12 protein-coding genes are annotated in these 18,654 nt (G+C 73.6%); 10 read left to right on the top strand and 2 right to left on the bottom strand.

Going from position 1 to position 18,654, the window contains the following annotated elements; translation table 11 throughout:
• Window positions 1–231 precede the first annotated feature (231 nt).
• On the bottom strand, window positions 232–1,023 hold the full coding sequence (locus tag AB0D67_RS26260; protein WP_362941141.1) for an arylamine N-acetyltransferase: 792 nt from the start codon (window positions 1,021–1,023) through the stop codon (window positions 232–234).
• A 503-nt stretch (window positions 1,024–1,526) separates the two neighbouring features.
• On the opposite strand from AB0D67_RS26260, the gene AB0D67_RS26255 reads away from it, so the two are divergent.
• From AB0D67_RS26255 to AB0D67_RS26230, 6 genes are all read left to right on the top strand, one after another.
• The gene (locus AB0D67_RS26255) at window positions 1,527–3,317 is read left to right on the top strand and encodes a non-ribosomal peptide synthetase (protein WP_362941138.1); all 1,791 of its coding nucleotides are present in this window, start codon (window positions 1,527–1,529) and stop codon (window positions 3,315–3,317) included.
• Window positions 3,314–5,323, top strand: coding sequence for a cobalamin-dependent protein (locus AB0D67_RS26250; protein ID WP_362941135.1), 2,010 nt, complete (start codon window positions 3,314–3,316; stop codon window positions 5,321–5,323). The genes AB0D67_RS26255 and AB0D67_RS26250 overlap by 4 nt, the downstream gene beginning before the upstream one ends.
• On the top strand, window positions 5,313–6,452 hold the full coding sequence (locus AB0D67_RS26245) for an acyl-CoA dehydrogenase family protein (protein WP_362941132.1): 1,140 nt from the start codon (window positions 5,313–5,315) through the stop codon (window positions 6,450–6,452). Before AB0D67_RS26250 ends, AB0D67_RS26245 begins: the two co-directional genes overlap by 11 nt.
• A gap of 105 nt (window positions 6,453–6,557) precedes the next feature.
• Complete coding sequence (locus AB0D67_RS26240) at window positions 6,558–7,580, top strand: thioesterase domain-containing protein (RefSeq protein ID WP_362941129.1); 1,023 nt, start codon at window positions 6,558–6,560, stop codon at window positions 7,578–7,580.
• A gap of 104 nt (window positions 7,581–7,684) precedes the next feature.
• Window positions 7,685–8,950 (top strand): acyltransferase, encoded by a 1,266-nt coding sequence (locus tag AB0D67_RS26235; RefSeq protein WP_362941126.1) that lies wholly within the window; start codon window positions 7,685–7,687, stop codon window positions 8,948–8,950.
• A 182-nt stretch (window positions 8,951–9,132) separates the two neighbouring features.
• A complete protein-coding gene (locus tag AB0D67_RS26230; RefSeq protein ID WP_362941123.1) occupies window positions 9,133–10,125 on the top strand; it encodes an alpha/beta hydrolase in 993 nt (330 codons plus the stop codon).
• A gap of 177 nt (window positions 10,126–10,302) precedes the next feature.
• On the opposite strand, the gene AB0D67_RS26225 is transcribed toward AB0D67_RS26230, so the two are convergent.
• A complete protein-coding gene (locus AB0D67_RS26225; RefSeq protein WP_362941120.1) occupies window positions 10,303–13,191 on the bottom strand; it encodes a LuxR C-terminal-related transcriptional regulator in 2,889 nt (962 codons plus the stop codon).
• Between the two features lie 187 nt (window positions 13,192–13,378).
• Here AB0D67_RS26225 and AB0D67_RS26220 point away from each other — a divergent pair, with 187 nt between their 5' ends.
• The 4 genes from AB0D67_RS26220 to cmdF all read left to right on the top strand — a co-directional run bounded on the left by AB0D67_RS26220 (window position 13,379) and on the right by cmdF (window position 18,620).
• Window positions 13,379–14,749 (top strand): FAD-binding oxidoreductase, encoded by a 1,371-nt coding sequence (locus AB0D67_RS26220; RefSeq protein WP_362941117.1) that lies wholly within the window; start codon window positions 13,379–13,381, stop codon window positions 14,747–14,749.
• Between the two features lie 23 nt (window positions 14,750–14,772).
• Window positions 14,773–15,576, top strand: a complete 804-nt coding sequence (locus AB0D67_RS26215) for an alpha/beta hydrolase (RefSeq protein ID WP_362941114.1) — start codon at window positions 14,773–14,775, stop codon at window positions 15,574–15,576.
• A gap of 143 nt (window positions 15,577–15,719) precedes the next feature.
• Window positions 15,720–16,217 (top strand): hypothetical protein, encoded by a 498-nt coding sequence (locus tag AB0D67_RS26210; RefSeq protein ID WP_362941111.1) that lies wholly within the window; start codon window positions 15,720–15,722, stop codon window positions 16,215–16,217.
• A gap of 741 nt (window positions 16,218–16,958) precedes the next feature.
• Window positions 16,959–18,620, top strand: a complete 1,662-nt coding sequence (gene cmdF / locus AB0D67_RS26205) for a tyrosine 2,3-aminomutase (RefSeq protein ID WP_362941108.1) — start codon at window positions 16,959–16,961, stop codon at window positions 18,618–18,620.
• Window positions 18,621–18,654 lie beyond the last annotated feature (34 nt).

Here is an 18,654-nt window from a genome sequence, read left to right as displayed (position 1 = left end):
GTGGATCCGAAGCCTTCAACCCGCCTGAAGATTCGAAGTCCGTACAGGCCCTAGGTTCAGTTCCGCGGATCCTCGCCACGGCGAGGGTTCGCGGGAACAGAACCGGCTCCCGCCGCGCGGGCCGTCACGGCTCCGGGGGAGCGGTCGCGGTCGGTCTCTCCGGAAGCGGTTCCTCCGGACGCGGCCGTCACGGCTCAGCAGGAGCGGACGTGGTTCCTCCGGACGCGGCCGTCACGGTTCCAAGGGCGCGGGCGGCGGGGGGAGTTCGTCCAGTTCCAGGCCGAACCAGGTGCGGTACGCCGCGCGGACCTCCTCGTCGCCCGAGAGGACCCGCTTCTCCCGCCGGCCCTCCTCCCGCACCGACAGCGTGTCGCCGCTCAGGGTGACCCGGCCGGTGGGGGTGGGCAGCGTGCAGTACAGGTGGGTCAGGTGCGGCGAGCCGGGGAAGTTGCAGTACCACCACCACATGTGCGTGAAGTCCTCGACCGTCCGGGGACGCGCCTCGATCCGGTACTGCGGGACCTCGTCGCGCAGCAGGTCGAGGTCGCCGTACGGGGCGCCCTCGGTGAGCCGGAACACCCCGTGCGGGTCGCGCTGCGGTTCGAGGGAGTCGAAGCGCAGCGGCCGCCGGGCGCCCCGGCCGTAGCCGACGTCCACCAGCCACGGGTGCGGCGAGTCCTCGGCGACGACGCGCAGCAGCATGTGCCCGAGCACCGGGCCGAGCACGCCGTGCTCGGAGACCCGCCCGGCGAGCACGGTGACGTCGTAGCCGAGGGCGCGCAGCAGCTCGGAGAAGGCCCCGTTGAGCTCGTAGCAGGTGCCGCCGCGCCGCCTGGCGACGATCTTCTCGATGGCGCCGGCGCCGATGTCCATCGGCACGCGCAGGTGGAAGTCGACGTTCTCGAACGGCACCGCCATGACGTGCCGCTCGTGCAGCTCGGCGAGCGCGTCGGCGGTGGGCCGCGCCGGGCGGCGGGCGCCGATGCGCGCGAGGTAGGCCGCCACGGTCCGCTCGTCCAGCACCGCCCGCCCGCCCGTCGCGTCTCCGCCCGCGGTCGGCTCCCGGCCTGCCGCGTCTGCGGATCCGGCCGCGGGGCGCCCGGCCGCCGCATGGCCGGCCGTCGCGTGTCCGTCCGCAGCGGACGCCCCGCCCGGCGCCGGACGGGGCGTCCCCGTCCCGGTGTCCGTCTCCCCGGCCCGCAGCGTGAAAGTCATTCCCGCGCCCCTGTCGTCCGCCGATCCGTCGCTGAACAACCCTGGCGCGGGAAAGCGCCGCGCGCATCTCCGGAATTGCGGAACGGTGATTTACCGGCCGCATTGTCCGCCCGCCGTACCAGGGTTTCGTCCCTTCGCAATTCAAGAGATGCGTCACGGCGAGACCGCAGGTGACGATACGACCGTTACCGTCACCTGCGGCGTGAAAAGGGCCCGTGTTCCAGTGAATTGATCGCCTCTGCCGCCCGTCTTCGCCGTGCCGGGCGAGGCGGCCGAACTTTCACGCGGGAAATCGGAACTTGGAGGCAAAATTGACCGAGGCGAGCACTGCGGTCCGCGGCGCGCACGAGGCCGTGACCGCGCGCGTCGCGTGGTGGGCGCAGGTGCAGCCGCACCAGCCCGCCGTCACGCACGCCGGAACCGTGCTGACATACGCTGAACTGTACGAACGTTCCTGCCGGGTGGCCGCGGCGCTGCGCGCCCGCGGCGTCACCCGTGGCACGCTCGTGGCCCTGGCCCTGGAGCGCTCACCCGACCTGGTCGTCGCCGCCCTGGGGGTGCTGCTCGCCGGCGGCGCGTACGTCGGCACCGACGTCGACGAGCCCGACACCCGGCTGACCTCGATCCTCACCGACTCGGGCGTCCCACTGGTCGTCACGCGCGCATCCGGCGCCGCCCGGTTCGCCGGCGGCCCGGCGCGGGTGCTGACCGTCGAGGAGGCCCTGCGCGGCGACCCCGGCGGGGGCGACGTCGCCGAGATCCCCGAGCCCGAGCCGGACGACCTGTGCTACGTCGTCTACACCTCCGGCTCCACCGGCGTCCCCAAGGGCGTCCTGCTGCCGCACGAGGGCCTGACGAACCTGGTCACCTGGCACCGGCGGACCTTCGAGGTGCGGCCCGGCGACCGGATGACCCAGCTCGCCCGGCCGTCCTTCGACGCCTGGGCGCTGGAGGTGTGGCCCTGCCTGGCCGCCGGCGCCACGCTGTGCGTCGTCGAAGGGCTGCCCGACTCCCCGGCCGACTTCGTGCGCTGGCTCGCCGACGAGCGGATCACCGTCTGCTTCCTCACCACCGCGCTGGCCGCCGAGATGCTGGAGCAGGACTGGCGGGGGTACGGCGGCGCGCTGCGGGTGATGCTGACCGGCGGGGAGAAGCTGCACCGCCACCCGCGGCCGGGCCTGCCGTTCCGGCTGTTCAACCTGTACGGTCCGACCGAGACGACGGTCGTCGCCACCTTCGCCGAGGTGCCGCCGCGCGCCGGGCGCGAGGAGGTCCCGTCGATCGGCCGGCCGCTGCCCGGTATGCGGGCCTACGTCCTGGACTCGCGGCGCCGCCCGGTGCCGCCCGGCACCGCGGGCGAGCTGCACATCGGCGGGACGGGCGTGGCCCGCGGCTACCTCGACCGGCCGGAGCTCACCGCCGAGAGGTTCCTCTCCGACCCGTTCGTCCCCGACGGCGACGCCCGCATGTACGCCACCGGGGACCTGGTGCGCGAGCTGCCCGACGGCTCGCTGGACTTCATCGGCCGCGCCGACGACCAGGTGAAGCTGCGCGGCTTCCGCATCGAGCTCGGCGAGGTCGAGGCGGCGCTGCACCGGCTGCCCGGGGTGCGCGAGGCCGTCGCCGTCAAGCACGAGACCGGCGACCGGCTCGTCGCCTACGTGGTGCCCGCCGGCCCCGGCGACCCGCCCGACGCGGCGGAGGTCCGCCGCGACCTGGCCGGGTGGCTGCCCGACTACATGGTGCCGCAGGCCGTCGTGACCCTGGAGTCGCTGCCGCTGACCCCGCACGGCAAGGCCGACCGCCGGGCGCTGGCCGCCCGCCCGCTGCCCGCCCAGGCCCCGGCCGGGCCGGCCGCGCCGGACTTCCGTACCGACACCGAGCGCCTGATGGCGGACCTGTGGCGCGACGTGCTGCAGATCACCTCGGTGAAGCGCGACGACAGCTTCTTCGACCTGGGAGGCGACTCCCTGCAGGCGATGCGCCTGGCGACGCGCGCCAGGGAGCGCGGCATCCGGCTGGGCGCCGACGACCTCTTCGAGTACGACGTGCTCCACGAGCTGGCCGCGTGGATCGCCGAGACGGGGGAGGCGGGATCATGAGGCGGCTGAAGGTCAGTCTCGTCGAGCTGTCGGTCTACGCCCACACCCTGCCGCTGGCCTCGGGCTATCTGCAGGCCTACGCCCAGCAGGACGAGGACGTCGCCGCGACGTGCGACTTCACCATCCACGCGCCCGAGGTGCAGACCCCGGTCGAGGACCTGGTCGCGCTGATGCTGGAGGCCGACGCCGACGTCTACGCGATGAGCTGCTACCTGTGGAACATGCGGCGGATGAAGGCGCTGCTGGACGAGCTGGTACGGCTCCGCCCCGACGCCTGCTTCATCCTGGGCGGCCCGCAGGTGATGAACCACGCCGCCGAGTACGTCCCCGCCGACTGGGAGAACGTCGCGGTGTGCAACGGCGAGGGGGAGAAGCCCTTCACCGCCTTCCTGCGCGAGGTGGCCGACACCGCCCCCGGGAGCGTCCCCGACCTGGGCAGGGTGCCGGGGATCAGCTACTGGTCGGACGGAGCGCTGGTCACCACCGACAAGCCCGCCCGCATCAAGGAGCTCGACGAGATCCCCTCGCCGTTCGCCGCCGGGGTCTTCGACGGCGGCGAGTACGTCTTCGCCGTCGTGGAGACCAACCGCGGCTGCCCCTTCCGCTGTACGTACTGCTACTGGGGCGCGGCCACCAACGACAAGGTGCACCGCTGGGAGCTGGACCGGGTCAAGGCGGACCTGACGTGGATCAGCGAGCACGGCATCGAGAGCATCTTCCTCGCCGACGCCAACTGGGGGGCGCTGCCCCGCGACGTCGAGCTGACCCGGCACATGGTCGAGTGCAAGGAACGTAACGGCTACCCGCTGATGGTCACCATGCAGGCGGCCAAGAACCGGCCGGACCGGGTCACGGAGATCACCGAGATCCTCGTCGAGGGCGGCATGCTGACCAGCCAGCCGGTGTCGCTGCAGACCCTCAGCACGCAGACCCTCGAACTGGTCGAGCGGTCCAACATCAAGGAGTCCACCTACGTCGAGCTGCAGTCCAAGCTGCGCGAGAAGCAGATCAGCTCCTACACCGAGCTGATCTGGCCGCTGCCGGGGGAGACCCTGGACTCCTTCCGGGAGGGCATCGGCAAGCTGTGCCGTACCGGCGCCGACGCGGTGGTGGCCTACCCGCAGCTGCTGCTGCGCAACACCCCGATGTACGAGCGGCGCGAGGACCTGGGCGTCGTCACCGTCCGCGTGGACGACCCGGTGGCCGAGGCCGACGTGGTGGTGGCGACCAACTGGGTGACCCGCGACGACTTCAAGGCCGGCGTGTGGTTCTACTACGCGGTGATCAGCCTGTACAACGCCCGCGCCGGCTTCTACGTCGCCCGCGAGCTGGACCGGTCGGGGGTGTGCTCGCACACCGAGTTCCTGACGATGGCCGCCGACTACTTCCGGCGCCGCACCGACACCGAGATCTGCCGGTTCTTCTCCGACTCGGTGGAGACCCTCGGCAACTACGACATCAACAACATCGGCAAGGTGCTGCACTACGTGCTGCACTCCCACCGGGCCGAGATGGACGCGCTGCTGGAGGGGTTCCTGCGGGAACGGGGCTGGCTGGCCGACCGCCGGGTGCGGATCGCCTTCGAGCTGGACCTGCTGGCCCGGCCGTACGTCTACCGGGAGGCGGTGGTCGAGCCGACCGTCGCGCTGGAGCACGTGCGGGTGGTCTCGCGGGGCCGCCACGACCTGGTGGCGGAGCTGCCGGCCGAGGCGGTGGAGATGCTGTCGTCGTTCGAGACGGTGCCGGGCCTGGTCGTCACGGAGGAGCCCCGGGACCTCGCCGCGGACCTCGCGGCGGACCTGCCGGGGTTCGGGACGTACGGCGCGGACACGGTACGGCTGCGCGTCAACCACGCGGGCCGGCACAAGATGCCCTACCCGCGCCGCCGCAGCCTGGACCACAACGCCGCGTACTGCCAGGTGATGATGAACCGCCTGCGGGACATCCTGCCGTCCTGGGCGCCCGTGGTGCCGGACGCGGTCGCCGGAGCGATCGATGCGCCGTGACGTGTTCACCGACGAGCACGAGGCGTTCCGCGACCTGGTGCGGACCTTCGTGGCCAAGGAGATCCTGCCCTCCTACTCCCGATGGGAGGAGGAGGGCGGGGCCGACCGCGAGGTGTGGCGCAGGGCGGGCCGGTGCGGCCTGCTCGGGATGGACGTCGACGCCTCCTACGGCGGGGGCGGCGACCCCGACTACCGCCACCACGTGATCCTGGCCGAGGAGATGGCCCGCGCCGGGGTGTACGCCCCGGCGCTGTCCCTGCACAACGAGATCGCCGGCATGTACCTGCGCACCCTGGCCACCGAGGAGCAGAGACGGCGCTGGCTGCCCGGTTTCTGCTCCGGGGACCTGGTGACGGCGATCGCGATCACCGAGCCGGACGCCGGCAGCGACGTGCAGCGGCTGCGCACCCGGGCGGTGCGCGACGGCGACCGGTACGTGCTCAACGGCCAGAAGACGTTCATCACCAACGGCTCGGCCGCCGACCTGTTCCTGGTGGTCGCCCGCACCGGCGGCGGACCGGCGGCCTCCGGCGCCAGCGTGCTGGCCGTGGAGGCCGACCGGCCCGGCTTCACCCGGGGCCGCAAGCTCGACAAGATCGGCATGCGGGCGATGGACACCGTCGAGCTGTTCTTCGACGACGTCGAGGTCCCGGCCGCCAACCTCCTGGGCAAGGAGGGCCGGGCCTTCGCCTACATGATGCGCACCCTGCGCCAGGAGCGGATGATGATCGCGGTGGCGGCGCTCGCCGCGGCCGAGAAGGTCCTCGAGGACACCCTGGCCTACTGCCGGGAGCGCGAGGTCTTCGGACGGCCCGTCGGCCACCACCAGTACAACCGCTTCGTGCTCGCCGAGCTGTCCACCGCGCTGGCGGTGGCCCGCGCGTTCACCGACCGCTGCGTCGCCGAGCACGCCGCCGGGCGGCTGGCCGCCGAGGAGGCGGCCATGGCCAAGTGGTGGAACACCGAGCTGTGCCAGAAGGTCGTGGACCGCTGCCTGCAGCTGCACGGCGGTTACGGCGTCGTGCGTGACTTCCCGGTGGCCCGCGCGTTCGTCGACACCCGCGTGCAGACCATCTACGGCGGCACCACCGAGGTCATGAAGGAGATGATCGGCCACTCGCTGATCTGAGCGGCCGGTCGCGAGACGAAGGGGATCGGCCGCTCGCCGGTTCGGGCGGCCGGTCGAGGTGAGGAGGACGACCGGCCGCCCGCTGTGCCGAGCGGCCGGTCGGAGGTGAAGGAGACGATCGGCCGCCCGCTGATCCGGGTGGCCGGTCGCGAGGAGATCCGGAGCGAAATGGTCACCCAGCCCTCGTGGTATCTGACGTTCGAGCCCCGTCCCGCGGCGCGGGTCCACCTGTACGGCCTGCCGTTCGCCGGCGGCGGCGTCTCGATGTTCCGCCCGTGGACGCGCCACCTGCCGCCATGGGTGGAACTGCGCGCGGTCCGCCTGCCGGGCCGTCCGGGCCGCCACCGTCAGGCGCCGTTCACCGACTGCGAGGAGGCGGCCCGCTGGCTGGCCGACGCGCTGGCCGAGACGCGGGCCGGAACACGGGCCGGCGAGCCGGCCGGTGAGCGGGCCGGTGGCCCGGCCGCCGGTGCGGTGCCGTACGCCGTGTTCGGGCACAGCATGGGGGCGCTGCTGGGCTACCGCCTGACCCGGGCGCTGCTGCGCGACGGCACGCCGCCGCCGTCGCTGCTCGCCCTGGCGGCGTGGCCGGTGCGCGGCGCCACGGCGGCCCTGACCCCCGACCCGGCCGACCCCGACGACCGCTTCGCCGCGACGCTGCGGTCCCTGGGCGGGCTGCCGCCGGAGATGGCCGACGACCCGGAAGCGCTCGCGCTGACCCTGCCCGTCGCGCGGGCCGACTTCACGCTGTGCCGTTCCTACGCCTACCGCGACGAGCCGCCGCTGCCGGTCCCGGTGACCGCCTTCGGCGGCACCGCCGACGCGGTGGCGCCTCCCGGGGAGCTGGCCGAGTGGCGGGCGCACACCCGCGACTTCCTGGGGCTGCGGCTGTTCGAGGGCGGCCATTTCTTCCCGCGTGAGCACCTGCCGGAGCTGGCGGCGGCCCTGACCGCCGACCTCTCCCGCGTCCTCGACCGGCCCGGCCCGGCGTCCCCGCGGAACACCTCCGGGACCTTCGGGACGGTCTCCGGAGCCGTCGCCGGGGATCCCGCCGGGACGGCCGCCGGAACCGTCACCGGTGATGTCGGAGTCGTCACTTCCGTCCCGTTCGCCACGTCCACCCCTTAAACCATCCGCTCCGCTGGCGCCACCGATGCCGCAATCCAGGAGATGCGCCGCCGATCACCGCGCACCCACCCTTAAGGGGTCGTTTAACTCCTCAAGGAGCGGCCATGGCAACAGACATCGTCAGCGGGACAGGTAGGGGTGGGCCGGACACCCAGCCCCCGCAGACCCGTGACACCAAGCGCCAGTACTTCCCCGAGCTGCAGGGGATCCGGGCCATCGCCGTACTGGCAGTGATCACCATCCATTCGGCGTTCACCGCCGGGCAGATCGGGTTCGGGGACTACCCGGGCAACGGCGCCTTCGCCGTCGTGCTGGAGAGGTTCACCAGGGAGTCCCTGCCGATCCTCTTCGCCCTGTCCGGTTTCCTCATCTACCGTCCCTTCGCCCTGGCGACCATGGCCGGCACGGCGCGGCCCGACCTGAAGGCCTACGCCTGGCGGCGCGCGCTGCGCATCTTCCCGGCGTTCTGGCTGGTGTCGGTCGTGGTGATGCTCACGCTCGGCCGCGAGCAGGTCACCGACATCTGGTACGCCCTGCGGGTGCTGTCCATGCAGCACGTCTACAACGCGGGCGCCATCCCGGCCGGTCTCGAGTCGACCTGGAGCATGGCCACCGAGAGCGCCTTCTACGTGCTGCTGCCGTTCTTCGCGTGGTTCGCCGGCCGTCTCGCGAGCCGGGTGGCCGACCCGGCCGCCAAGGCACGCCGCATCCTGGTGCCGATCGCCGCGATCATCGTGATCGGCTACGCGTTCAGCGCCTACAGCCACTCGGCGGCGCTGGGACCGTACCCCGTCCAGGGCAACTGGCCGCCCGGATGGTTCGGCTACCTGGCCGTCGGCATGGCCCTGGCGGCGATGTCGGCCGCCGCCGAGGCGTCGCCCACGACGATGCTCGCCCCCTACCGCCTGGTGGCGAGGTATCCGGGCTGGTGCTGGCTCGCGGCGCTGGTCGTCATCGTCCTGTTCTGCTTCTCACCCGTCGGCGGCCAGGGCACGGCGAACTACCCGACCACGGCGGTCGTCCTGTTCGACCAGCCGATCGACCTGCTGATCGTCTTCCTGCTCCTGGCGCCGCTGACCGTGCCGGGGGTGCGGTCCCGGTTCATCGAGTCGGTGCTGACCTTCCGGCCGCTGCAGTACATCGGCAAGGTCTCCTACGGGATGTTCCTCTGGCACATCCCGATGATCCTCTTCTACACCGGCGGCACCATGTCGTCCGACAACTTCCCCCTGACGTGGCTCATCGTCCAGGCCGGCAGCTTCGTGGCCGCCCTGGTGAGCTACTACGCCGTCGAGAAGCCCGCCATGCGGCTGCGCAACCGGTTCGGCAAGAAGCCGGTCGAGCCGAGCATCCCCGTGCTGGCGCGCTGACCCGAAGGCACCGGGGCCGCCGCGTGCGGGAGCGCGGCGGTCCCCGGTCTTCCCGGGCCCGGTGGTACCCCCCACCGCCGGACCCGGATCTCCCGTGCACTCGGTAAGTACAACGAAAGGGACAATCGGATATGCAGCCAGCTCAGGAAACCGCGCGGACCCGGCGGACGGGGCGGACCGGCATGAGGCGGACGCGCCTCGCCGTGGCCGCGCTCACCGCCGCCGCCGCGGCCCTGCTCACCACGGGCGCCGCGGGCGCCGACGTGAGCCGGACGGCCACCAGGCCGTCGGAGGGGACGGCGCAGCTCGCGCCCGGTTTCACTCACGGGAAGGTCTCCGTGACCGGCGGGACCCTCCACTACGTCCGCGGCGGCTCGGGCCCGGCGCTCGTGCTGCTGCACGGCTGGCCGCAGACCTGGCAGATGTGGGAGAAGGTGATGCCGACGCTCGCCCGCGAGCACACCGTCATCGCCTTCGACCTGCCGGGACTCGGAGACTCCTCCATCCCGTCCGGCGGCTACGACAAGGCCACCGCCGCGAAGAGGATCCACGAGGCCGTCGTCAAGCTGGGCCTCAAGCAGGTCGGGATCATCGGGCACGACCTCGGCGCGCTGGTCGCCTACCCCTACGCGCGCGACTTCCCCGGCGAGGTCAGCCGGATCGCCGTCGTCGAGACGCCGCTGGCCGGCTTCGGCCTGGAGGACCTGTACGGCATCAGCTGGCACTTCCGGTTCAACATGTCCCCGGCTCCGATCCCGGAGACGATCATGGACAATGACGACGTCCGCACCTACCTCGGCATGATGTTCGGCTTCAGCCACCAGCCGGGCGCGATCAACGCCGAGCCGTACTTCCAGGCCTACGCCGACCCGGCCAGGCGGACCGCGGGCTACGAGTACTACCGGGCCTTCGCCGCCGACGCCGAGAACAACAAGGCCGGGGCCGGCACGAAGCTGACCGCGCCGGTTCTGGCCGTCGGCGGGCAGTACTCCTTCGGGGAGGGCGTGGCCGGCTCGTTCCGCCAGGTCGCGACCGACGTCCGCCCGGCGGTGGCGCCCGACGCCGGGCACTTCGTCCCCGAGGAGAACCCCGCGTTCCTCGGCCAGTGCGCGAACCTCTTCTTCGGCGCGAAGGGCACTGTGCCGCCGGCCGGCCTGGAGGGCTGCGCCGCCTAGCGCGGACGCCAGGTGAGGTAATCCGGACCGCGGGCGCCCGCCGCCCGCGGTCCGGTCATGTCTCCCGCCGGTCCCGGACGGGCGCGGAGCGGTCCGCGTCCCCGTGTGACCGGGGCCCGACGCGCCGCACAGCCGTCTGCCGTCCCCGATTCCCGCGGCCGTCTTCCACCGCCGGGTTCAGGCGGGCGCGGGGCAGCCCAGCGCGGCCAGCTCGGCGCGGCCCTCGGCGGCGCGGTCCGGCAGCAGCAGCAGGGTGCAGGCCCGTTCGAAACGGGCGCCGGCCCGCTCCCAGCCCGCCACCGAGGCCGCCAGGGCGGCGCCGTCGCCGCTCCGCCGCCCCTCGGCGCGGGCCAGGCAGGCGGCGGCCCAGTCGTTCTCACCCGCGACGGCGGACGCCGAGGCCAGCCGTTCGGCGGCGTCCGGCAGCCCGGCGGCGACGGCGAGCTCGGCTCCGGCGGCGCGGGCGTAGGTCTGGTACCGCCCCTGGGGGAAGTCGGTGAAGACGAGCTCCACCAGGCCGGCCGCGCCGCCGAACCGGCCGGTGTGCACGGCGACGCGGGCGTCGGCGAACGCCGCGAACGTCGCGTGGTTGCGCGGGCCGCCCGACACCTGCGTGGCGCGGGCGCGCCAGAACCGGTACCGGTGGTCGTCGCCGCGCAGGCCGTGGACCAGCGCCACGGCGGCCACGGCGGGCGACATCCAGCCCGCCACGGGACCGCCGGCGCGCTCCCAGCCGTCCCACATCCCGTCCGCCCGCCGCAGCGCCTCGTCGAACTCGCCGGTGAGCGCCAGGGGAAGGACCAGGCTGCTCTCCGACAGGTAGGAGTGACCGCCCAGCAGGTCGTCCTCCAGCGCCGACCGGGCGGTCTCCAGCGCGGTCCGCAGGTCGCCGGTGGCCACGGCGTAGGTGGCGGCCATGTTGTAGGTGTCGGTGACCTCCGGGGCGGAGCGCGGGTCGTCGCGGGACATCGCGGCGAGCAGAGAGAGCCGTTCGCGGGTGACCCGGTACGCCTCCCGGAGCCGGCCCGCCGTGGCGGCGGCGGTGCTCACCGCGTCGAGGGCCCCGCTGACGAGCACCGGGTCGCCGGTGGCGCGCGCCGCCTCGGCGGCGGCCGCGGCCAGCCCCGGGTCCGGCGCCATCTTCTCCCGGCCCGCGTTCCACGCGGCCGCCGCCGCCAGCAGCGCCGCCACGACGGGATCCCCCCGGTCTCCGGCCGCGGCGGCCTCCTCCAGCAGGGCGGAAAGGCGCTCGTGGGGGACGTCGGCGGAAAAACCCGCGGAGAACCGGTTCGCGGTGACCACCGCGGAGGCCAGCGCCACGGCCACGCCGTCGCCGTCGCCCGCGGCGCGGGCCCGCCCGGCCGACGCGAGCAGCAGCTCGAAGGCGTGGTGGCCCGCCGGGGCGACGGCGTGCGCGCCGTCGGCCGCGCTGCGCAGGTCCCGGGCGGCCTCACCCGGGTGGGGCGCCCGCTCGGCCGCCTCCCGGTAGTGGTCCAGCGACTCGGTCAGGAACCGCCGCGCGTAGCACAGGCGGCCCAGCGCGCGTGCCAGCCGGTGCGGCGTCTCGCCGGGGCCGGGCGGCGATCCCGCCAGCGCCGCGCGCAGGTCGTCGGCGACGGCGTCGAACCCGGCGTCGAAGTCGTCGCGCCGCCCATCCGGCCCCTGACCGGAAAGCGCCGTCGCGTCCGCGGGTCGGCCGGGGAGCGCGGTCGCGCCCGCGGTCCGGTCGGGGAGTGCCGTCGTGACGGCCTGCCGGTCGGGGAGTGCGGTCGTGACGGCCTGCCGGTCCGCGAGCGCCGTCGCGACGGCCGTCGCCCACTCCAGGTGCCGCCGCCGCGTCTCGTCCGTCTCGCCGGCCGCCGCGAGCCGGTCCGCGGCGAAGGCACGGACCGTCTCCAGCAGCCGCCACCTGCTCTCCCCGCCCCGCCGGACGACCAGGCTCTTGTCCACCAGGCGGCCCAGCACGTCGGCGACCGGACCCCGGCCCCCGGCGCGCGTCACGGCGACGGCGGCGTCGAGGTCGAAGCCGCCCGTGAAGACGGCCAGCCGCCGGAACAGCGTCCGCTCCTCCTCGCCGAGCAGGTCGTGGCTCCAGCCGATCACCGCCCGCAGCGAACGGTGCCGCTCGACCGCCCCGCGCCCGCCGGCGAGCAGCCGCAGGACGTCGTCGAGGGTGGCCAGCAGGCCGTCGGCGCCCAGGGAGGCGCTGCGCGCCGCGGCCAGTTCGATGGCCAGCGGCATGCCGTCCAGCCGGGCGCACAGCTCGGCGACCACGGCGGGATCCGCGGTGAACCCGGGATCGGCCGCGGCGGCGCGGTCGAGGAAGAGCCGCTCGGCGTCGGACCCCGGCGGCAGCGGTGCGACCGGCACGACCCTCTCGCCCGGCACGCCCAGCCGCTCACGGCTGGTCACCAGCACCCTCGCACCGGGGCAGACCGACAGCGTCCGCTCCACGAACCCGGCCACCGCGTCGAGCAGGTGCTCGCAGTTGTCGAGGACCAGCAGCGACCGGCCCCGGCCGAGCCGCTCGGCGACGGCGTCCTCCAGCGGCTGCCGGGGACGCTCGGTGACGCCGAGCGCCGCCGCCACCGTCTGCGCGACGAAACCCCCGCCCACCGGGACCAGGTCCACGAACGCGCCGCCCGCGGGGAACGACGGCGCCGCCTCCCCGGCGGCCACCGCCGCCAGGCGGGTCTTGCCGACCCCGCCCGGACCCAGCAGCGTCACCAGCCGGGACTCGCCGAACGCCGCCAGGACCGCCGCGCGTTCCCGCTCGCGGCCCACGAACGACGTCAGCGCCGCCGGCAGGCCCGCCATCCGTCCCGGCGGGGCCGCCGGCCGCGGCGGTGGGACGGCCTCGGCCGGCGCCGCCCCGCCGGCGAGCGCGGCCAGCGCCCGCCGGTCGGCGACGCCGTACTTGCGCAGCAGCGAGGACACGTGACTCTCGACGGTCCGTACCGAGATGTGCAGCCTGCTCGCGATCTCCGCGTTGGACAGCCGCGCGCCGAGCGCCTCCAGAACCTCCGCCTCGCGCGCCGACACCTCACCCGGCCCCGTTGTCGTCACCCCGACATCATCACCCATCGACACCGCGATCAGTGGTCTTTACGTGCCGAATCCGTGGTTTTCACGGATGACCGGGGGGTGTTCGCGGAGGATGCTGGTCGAAGCCGGACGCGGCTCACCGAAGACGCCGGGCGGCCCGTCACACGAAGGACGTCCGCTCCGCACACGAGAGACGAAAGGGTTCGAGATGAGCCAGCAGGTCCAGAGCCGGCCGTACCGGGTCGCCGACGCCGCGCCCGGCGGTCCCGAAGCCGCACGCCGCCTGGGTGAGGAGTTCGGCGGAGCGGTCATCCTGCCCGGAGACCCCGGATACGACGAGCAGCGCGAGGCCCCCAACGCCGACATCGACCCGCGGCCGGCGCTGATCGCCGAGGCGACCGGCCCCGCCGACGTGCGGACCGCGATCCTCACCGCGCGCGAGCACGGCCTGCCCTTCGCCGTCCAGGCCACCGGGCACGGCACCTATGTCGCCTCCGACGGGGGCCTCCTCCTCAGAACCGGCAGGATGGACTCCGTCCTGGTCGACCCGGACCGCCGGACCGCCCGCGTCGGCCCCGGCGCCACGTGGGCGGAGGTGATCGCCGCCGCCGAGCCGTACGGCCTCGCGCCGCTCGCCGGCTCGCACCAGACGGTCGGCGTGACCGGCTACACCCTCGGCGGCGGCATCGGCTGGCTGGCCCGCCCGTACGGCTTCGCCTCCGACAGCGTGCTGCACGCCGAGATGGTCACGGCCGACGGACGGCTGGTGACGGCGAGCCCCGACAGCGATCCCGGCCTGTTCTGGGCGCTGCGCGGCGGCGGCGCCAACTTCGGCGTGGTGACCTCCCTGGAGTTCCGGCTCCACCCCGTTCCCCGCGTCCACGCCGGCGTCGTCTACTTCACGGCCGACCGGGCCGCCGAGACGCTGACCCGCTACCGCGACTGGATGGCCGACGCCCCGCGCGAGCTGAGCACCTCGATCCTGCTGGCCCGGTTCGCCGACGCCCCGGAGACCCCCGCGCCGCTGCGCGACAGGTGGGTCCTGGGCCTGCGCGTCATGTACGCGGGCGAGGCCGAGGAGGCCCGCGCCGCGCTGCGCCCCCTGACCGACACGGCCGGGACGGTGCTGCTGGACCAGCTGCGGACCACGACGTTCGCCCAGGCCGAGATGGGCGGCATCGCGCCCCGCGACTTCAACCTCCTGGAGACCCTGCCCGACGAGGTGATCGAGGCGGTGGCGGGCGTCGTCGTGCGGCCCGACTCGCCCGTCACCATGGTGGAGGTCCGCCACTGGGGCGGCGCGATGAGCGACCCCGGGCCCGGCGCGGGGCCGGTGGGCCACCGTACGGCGCAGCTGTCGGTCGTCTTGGACGCCTGCGACCCGCAGGTCTCGCGGGTGCTGCGCCCGCACTCCGGCGACCGGACGTTCCTGAACTTCCTGGGCGACACCACCAGGGCCGAGACGGCGTACACGCCGGACGACCACCGGCGGCTGCGGGAGGTGAAGCGGGACTACGACCCCGACAACTTCTTCCGCCTCAACCACAACATCCCCCCGGCCCGGCCGGGCTCCCGCTGATTCCGCCGAAGGCGATCGATCCCATGCGGTATGTGACCTCCAGTGACGGCACCGGCATCGCGTTCGACCGCCGCGGTGAGGGGCCGCCGGTCGTCCTGGTGAGCGGGGCGCTGCGCCACCGGTCGCTCGACCCGGTCTCGGAACGGCTGGCCGAGCTGCTCGCCCCGCGCTTCACCGTCTACCGCTACGACCGCCGGGGGCGGGGCGACAGCGGCGACACCGCCCCCTACGCGGTCGCCCGGGAGGTCGAGGACCTGGAGGCCGTCATCGCCGAGGCGGGCGGATCGGTGTTCGTGTGCGGGTTCTCCTCCGGCGCGGTCATCGCCCTCGACGCGGCCCGCCGGCTGCCCGGCATCGCGAGGCTGGCGCTGTACGAGCCGCCGTTCGTCGTGGACGCCACCCGCCCGCCGCTGCCCGACGACTACGTGACCAGGCTCGACGGGCTGGTGGCCGGGGGACGGCGGGGCGAGGCCGTGGAGTTCTTCATGACCCGCGCCGCGGGCGTGCCCGCCGAGGCCGTCGCCCGCAGCCGGAGCACGGCCGGCTGGCGGGCGTTCGAGGCCGTGGCCCACACCCTCGCCTACGACGGCGCGGTCATGAGGACCACCATGGCGGGCAGGCCGCTGCCGGCCGACAGGTGGAGCTGCGTCACCGCCCCCGTCCTCGTCGCGGACGGCGGCCGGAGCAGGGACTACCTGCGCACCGGCGCGCGGGCGCTCGCCGCCGTCCTGCCGGGGGCCCGGCACCTCACCCTGGAGGGCCAGAGTCACGCCGTGGACCCGGCGGTCTTCGCCCCCATCCTGGAAGCCTTCTTCACCGCCCGTTGACCCGCTCGGGGGCGCCGCCATCACGGCCGGAAACAAAGCGCCATGACCGCAAGGAAGAAGAAGCGCCGGTCTGCGAACGATGTCAGTGTTTCCAGCGCGTCTGAGCCTTTCACGCCCCCGGACATCCAGAAGTGGAGCGCCCCATGCCCCGATCACTCATCTCCAGGATCGGCCCGCGCAAGAGCATCGCCGTCCTCGTCTCGGCCGGCGCCCTGGCCACCGCGGGCATCCTCCCGTTCGTCGGACCCACCAACGCCGATGCCGCGCCCGGCGAGTCGACGATCCGGTGCAGCAACGCCACGCTGAAGGGGCACTACATCTTCGGCGCCAACGGCACGTCGGTGCCCCCGGGCGGCGAGAGCATCCCGATCTCCACGGGCGGCCTCGACTACTTCGACGGCAAGGGCGGCGGCACCGGCATCGCCACCTTCGTGGTGAAGGACGCCCTGGTGAACGACCACACCCCGATCACGCTCTCCTACAGCATCAAGAGCGACTGCAGCGGGAAGGCGTCGTTCCACCTGGGCGACGGCTCGGCGAACTTCAACGTGTACGCCGACCCCTCCGGGGCGTCGTTCGTCCTGGTCGCCACCGACCCGGGCAACGTGCTGGCGGGCACCGAGACCCGAGTGAGCCGGTAACCTCCCCCGCCCCTTCGTCCCGTCCGCGGGGATCCGGCCGTCACGGCCGGTCCCCGCGGTTCTTCGTGCGCCGCCGCGTCGCGCGCGGCGCCGGGCGCCCGCGGGGAACTCCGCGACGTCGCCGCCGGCGAAGCGGCCGCGTCGGTTTCCGCCCCCGCCGCGCAGAAGGACGGCGGCCGGGACGCAGCTCATTCTTCTAGTCCCACGTCGTCCCGTTGCGGGACTTCTGAAGCGATTCAATAATGCGCTGGTTTTCTCTCATGCGGAAACTGTGCGTCCGGCGGGGCCCGATGGCAAGACGCGACGGATGCAACATGTTGTCCTCCGGTTGCCGCTTCCTGTCATCCGTTCCGCGCACCTGCGCCTCCGGGATCGCGCATCATCGAATGACCAGGCAGGAGGGGGCGCGGCACCGCACGGCGGGCGGCGTGCCCGGTGGCCAGCACGCCAGAAGATGCACCGGGTGACGCCCGGACGTGACGATGTCGTGGTGAGGACCGCGCATATCCCGTATGCCGCGGGAGCCGCCGGCGACGACACCGCCCATGCTCCCCGGTATTCGCGCCGGAATTCGGCCGACGTCGTTCCACGCGGAACATCGACCGCTATTTTCGGCCGTAATTCGCTGCCGTGGGGGAATTCACGTCGCGACCCGACGTCCCGCGCACGCACGGCCGCTCCGGTCGACGCGCAAGCCGTACCCGCTGAAGCCGTTAGCCCCTCTCTGGCGAGGTGAGAAACTTGACTCTGGTCGAGACCCAAACGTCGGTCGACTTCGATGGCGAGACCCTGGACATCGCCGCCGTGCGGCAGGTCGCCGAGGACGGCGCCGCCTGCGTCGTCTCCTCCGAGACGCTGTCCAAGGCGGCCGCCAACCGCCGCATGTTCGAGGACATCATCCAGCAGGGCATCCCCGTGTACGGGGTGACCACCGGCTACGGCGAGATGATCTACATGCTGGTCGGCACCGACAAGGAGGTGGAACTGCAGACCAACCTGGTCCGCAGCCACAGCGCGGGCGTCGGCCCGACCTTCGCCCAGGACGAGGCGAGGGCGGTCGTCGCGGCCCGGCTGAACGCCCTGTCCAAGGGCTACTCGGCGGTGCGCCCCGAACTGCTGGAGCGCCTCGCGCTCTACCTCAACCTGGGCATCACCCCCGCCATCCCCGAGATCGGCTCCCTCGGCGCGAGCGGCGACCTGGCCCCGCTCGCGCACGTCGCCTCCACCCTCATCGGCGAGGGCTACGTCCTGCGCGAGGGACGCCGCGTCGAGACCGCGCGGGTCCTGCGGGAGTTCGGCATCGAGCCGCTGCAGCTGCGGTTCAAGGAGGGGCTCGCGCTGATCAACGGGACCTCCGCGATGACCGGCGTGGGCTGCCTGCTGGCCGGGCGCGCCATGGACCAGATCCGCCAGGCCGAGATCGTCACCGCCCTGATCTGCGAGGTCCTGCAGAGCTCGACCAGCCCGTTCGGCGCCGAGGGGCACGACATCGCCCGCCCGCACCGGGGCCAGATCGACAGCGCGGCGAACATGCGGACCCTGCTGCACGGCAGCGAGCTGGCCGTCGAGCACAGCGACCTGCGTCGCGCGCTCAGCGCCGACCCCGACCGCCTGCGCGCCCTGAAGGCACGCGAGGCCGCCCGGCGCGACTCGGGCGAGGACGCGGACGGCGGCGTGCACCGTACCGAGGTCTACCTGCAGAAGGCGTACACGCTGCGCGCCATCCCGCAGGTCGTCGGCGCGGTCCGCGACACGCTGTACCACGTGACGGACGTCCTGGAGACCGAGCTGAACTCCTCCAACGACAACCCGCTGGTCTTCGAAGGCCAGGAGGTCTTCCACGGGGCCAACTTCCACGGCCAGCCGGTCGCCTTCGCGATGGACTTCCTCACCATCGCCCTCACCCAGCTGGGCGTCTTCTCCGAGCGCCGCACCAACCGGCTGCTCAACCGGCACCTCAGCAACGGCCTGCCGGAGTTCCTCGTCGCGGGCGACCCCGGTCTCAACAGCGGGTTCGCCGGCGCCCAGTACCCGGCGACCGCGCTGGTCGCCGAGAACCGCACCATCGGCCCGGCCAGCACCCAGAGCGTGCCGTCCAACGGTGACAACCAGGACGTCGTCAGCATGGGCCTGATCGCCACCCGCAACGCGCGGCGGGTCATGCAGAACAACACCAGGATCCTCGCGGTGGAGTTCCTCGCCGCGGCGCAGGCGGTGGACGTGTCCGGCCGCTACGACCGGCTCAGCCCGGCGGGCAAGGCGACCTACGAGGCGGTGCGGTCGCTGGTGCCGACGCTGAGCCACGACCGCTACATGTCCGACGACATCGAGCTGGTGGCCGCGGCGCTGTCCCGCGGCGAGTTCGTCGGCGCCGTCGCCCGGAGCGACGTCGAGCTGCGCTGAGGGACCGGCCCGCCGTACGGCCGCCCGCCGCGAG

It is taken from the genome of Streptosporangium sp. NPDC048047, assembly GCF_040653115.1.
GTDB lineage: Bacteria > Actinomycetota > Actinomycetes > Streptosporangiales > Streptosporangiaceae > Streptosporangium.
The sequence above is the reverse complement of the archived record's forward strand: the minus strand, read 5'-3'. Positions and strand labels throughout refer to the sequence as shown.

Excerpts from the sequence above, each read along its gene's own strand:
- AB0D67_RS26250 (WP_362941135.1), top strand. The coding sequence starts at position 3,314 with ATGAGGCGGCTGAAGGTCAGTCTCGTCGAGCTGTCGGTCTACGCCCAC.
- AB0D67_RS26245 (WP_362941132.1), top strand. The coding sequence starts at position 5,313 with ATGCGCCGTGACGTGTTCACCGACGAGCACGAGGCGTTCCGCGACCTG.
- AB0D67_RS26235 (WP_362941126.1), top strand. The coding sequence starts at position 7,685 with ATGGCAACAGACATCGTCAGCGGGACAGGTAGGGGTGGGCCGGACACC.
- AB0D67_RS26230 (WP_362941123.1), top strand. The coding sequence starts at position 9,133 with ATGAGGCGGACGCGCCTCGCCGTGGCCGCGCTCACCGCCGCCGCCGCG.
- AB0D67_RS26220 (WP_362941117.1), top strand. The coding sequence starts at position 13,379 with ATGAGCCAGCAGGTCCAGAGCCGGCCGTACCGGGTCGCCGACGCCGCG.
- AB0D67_RS26215 (WP_362941114.1), top strand. The coding sequence starts at position 14,773 with ATGCGGTATGTGACCTCCAGTGACGGCACCGGCATCGCGTTCGACCGC.
- AB0D67_RS26210 (WP_362941111.1), top strand. The coding sequence starts at position 15,720 with ATGCCCCGATCACTCATCTCCAGGATCGGCCCGCGCAAGAGCATCGCC.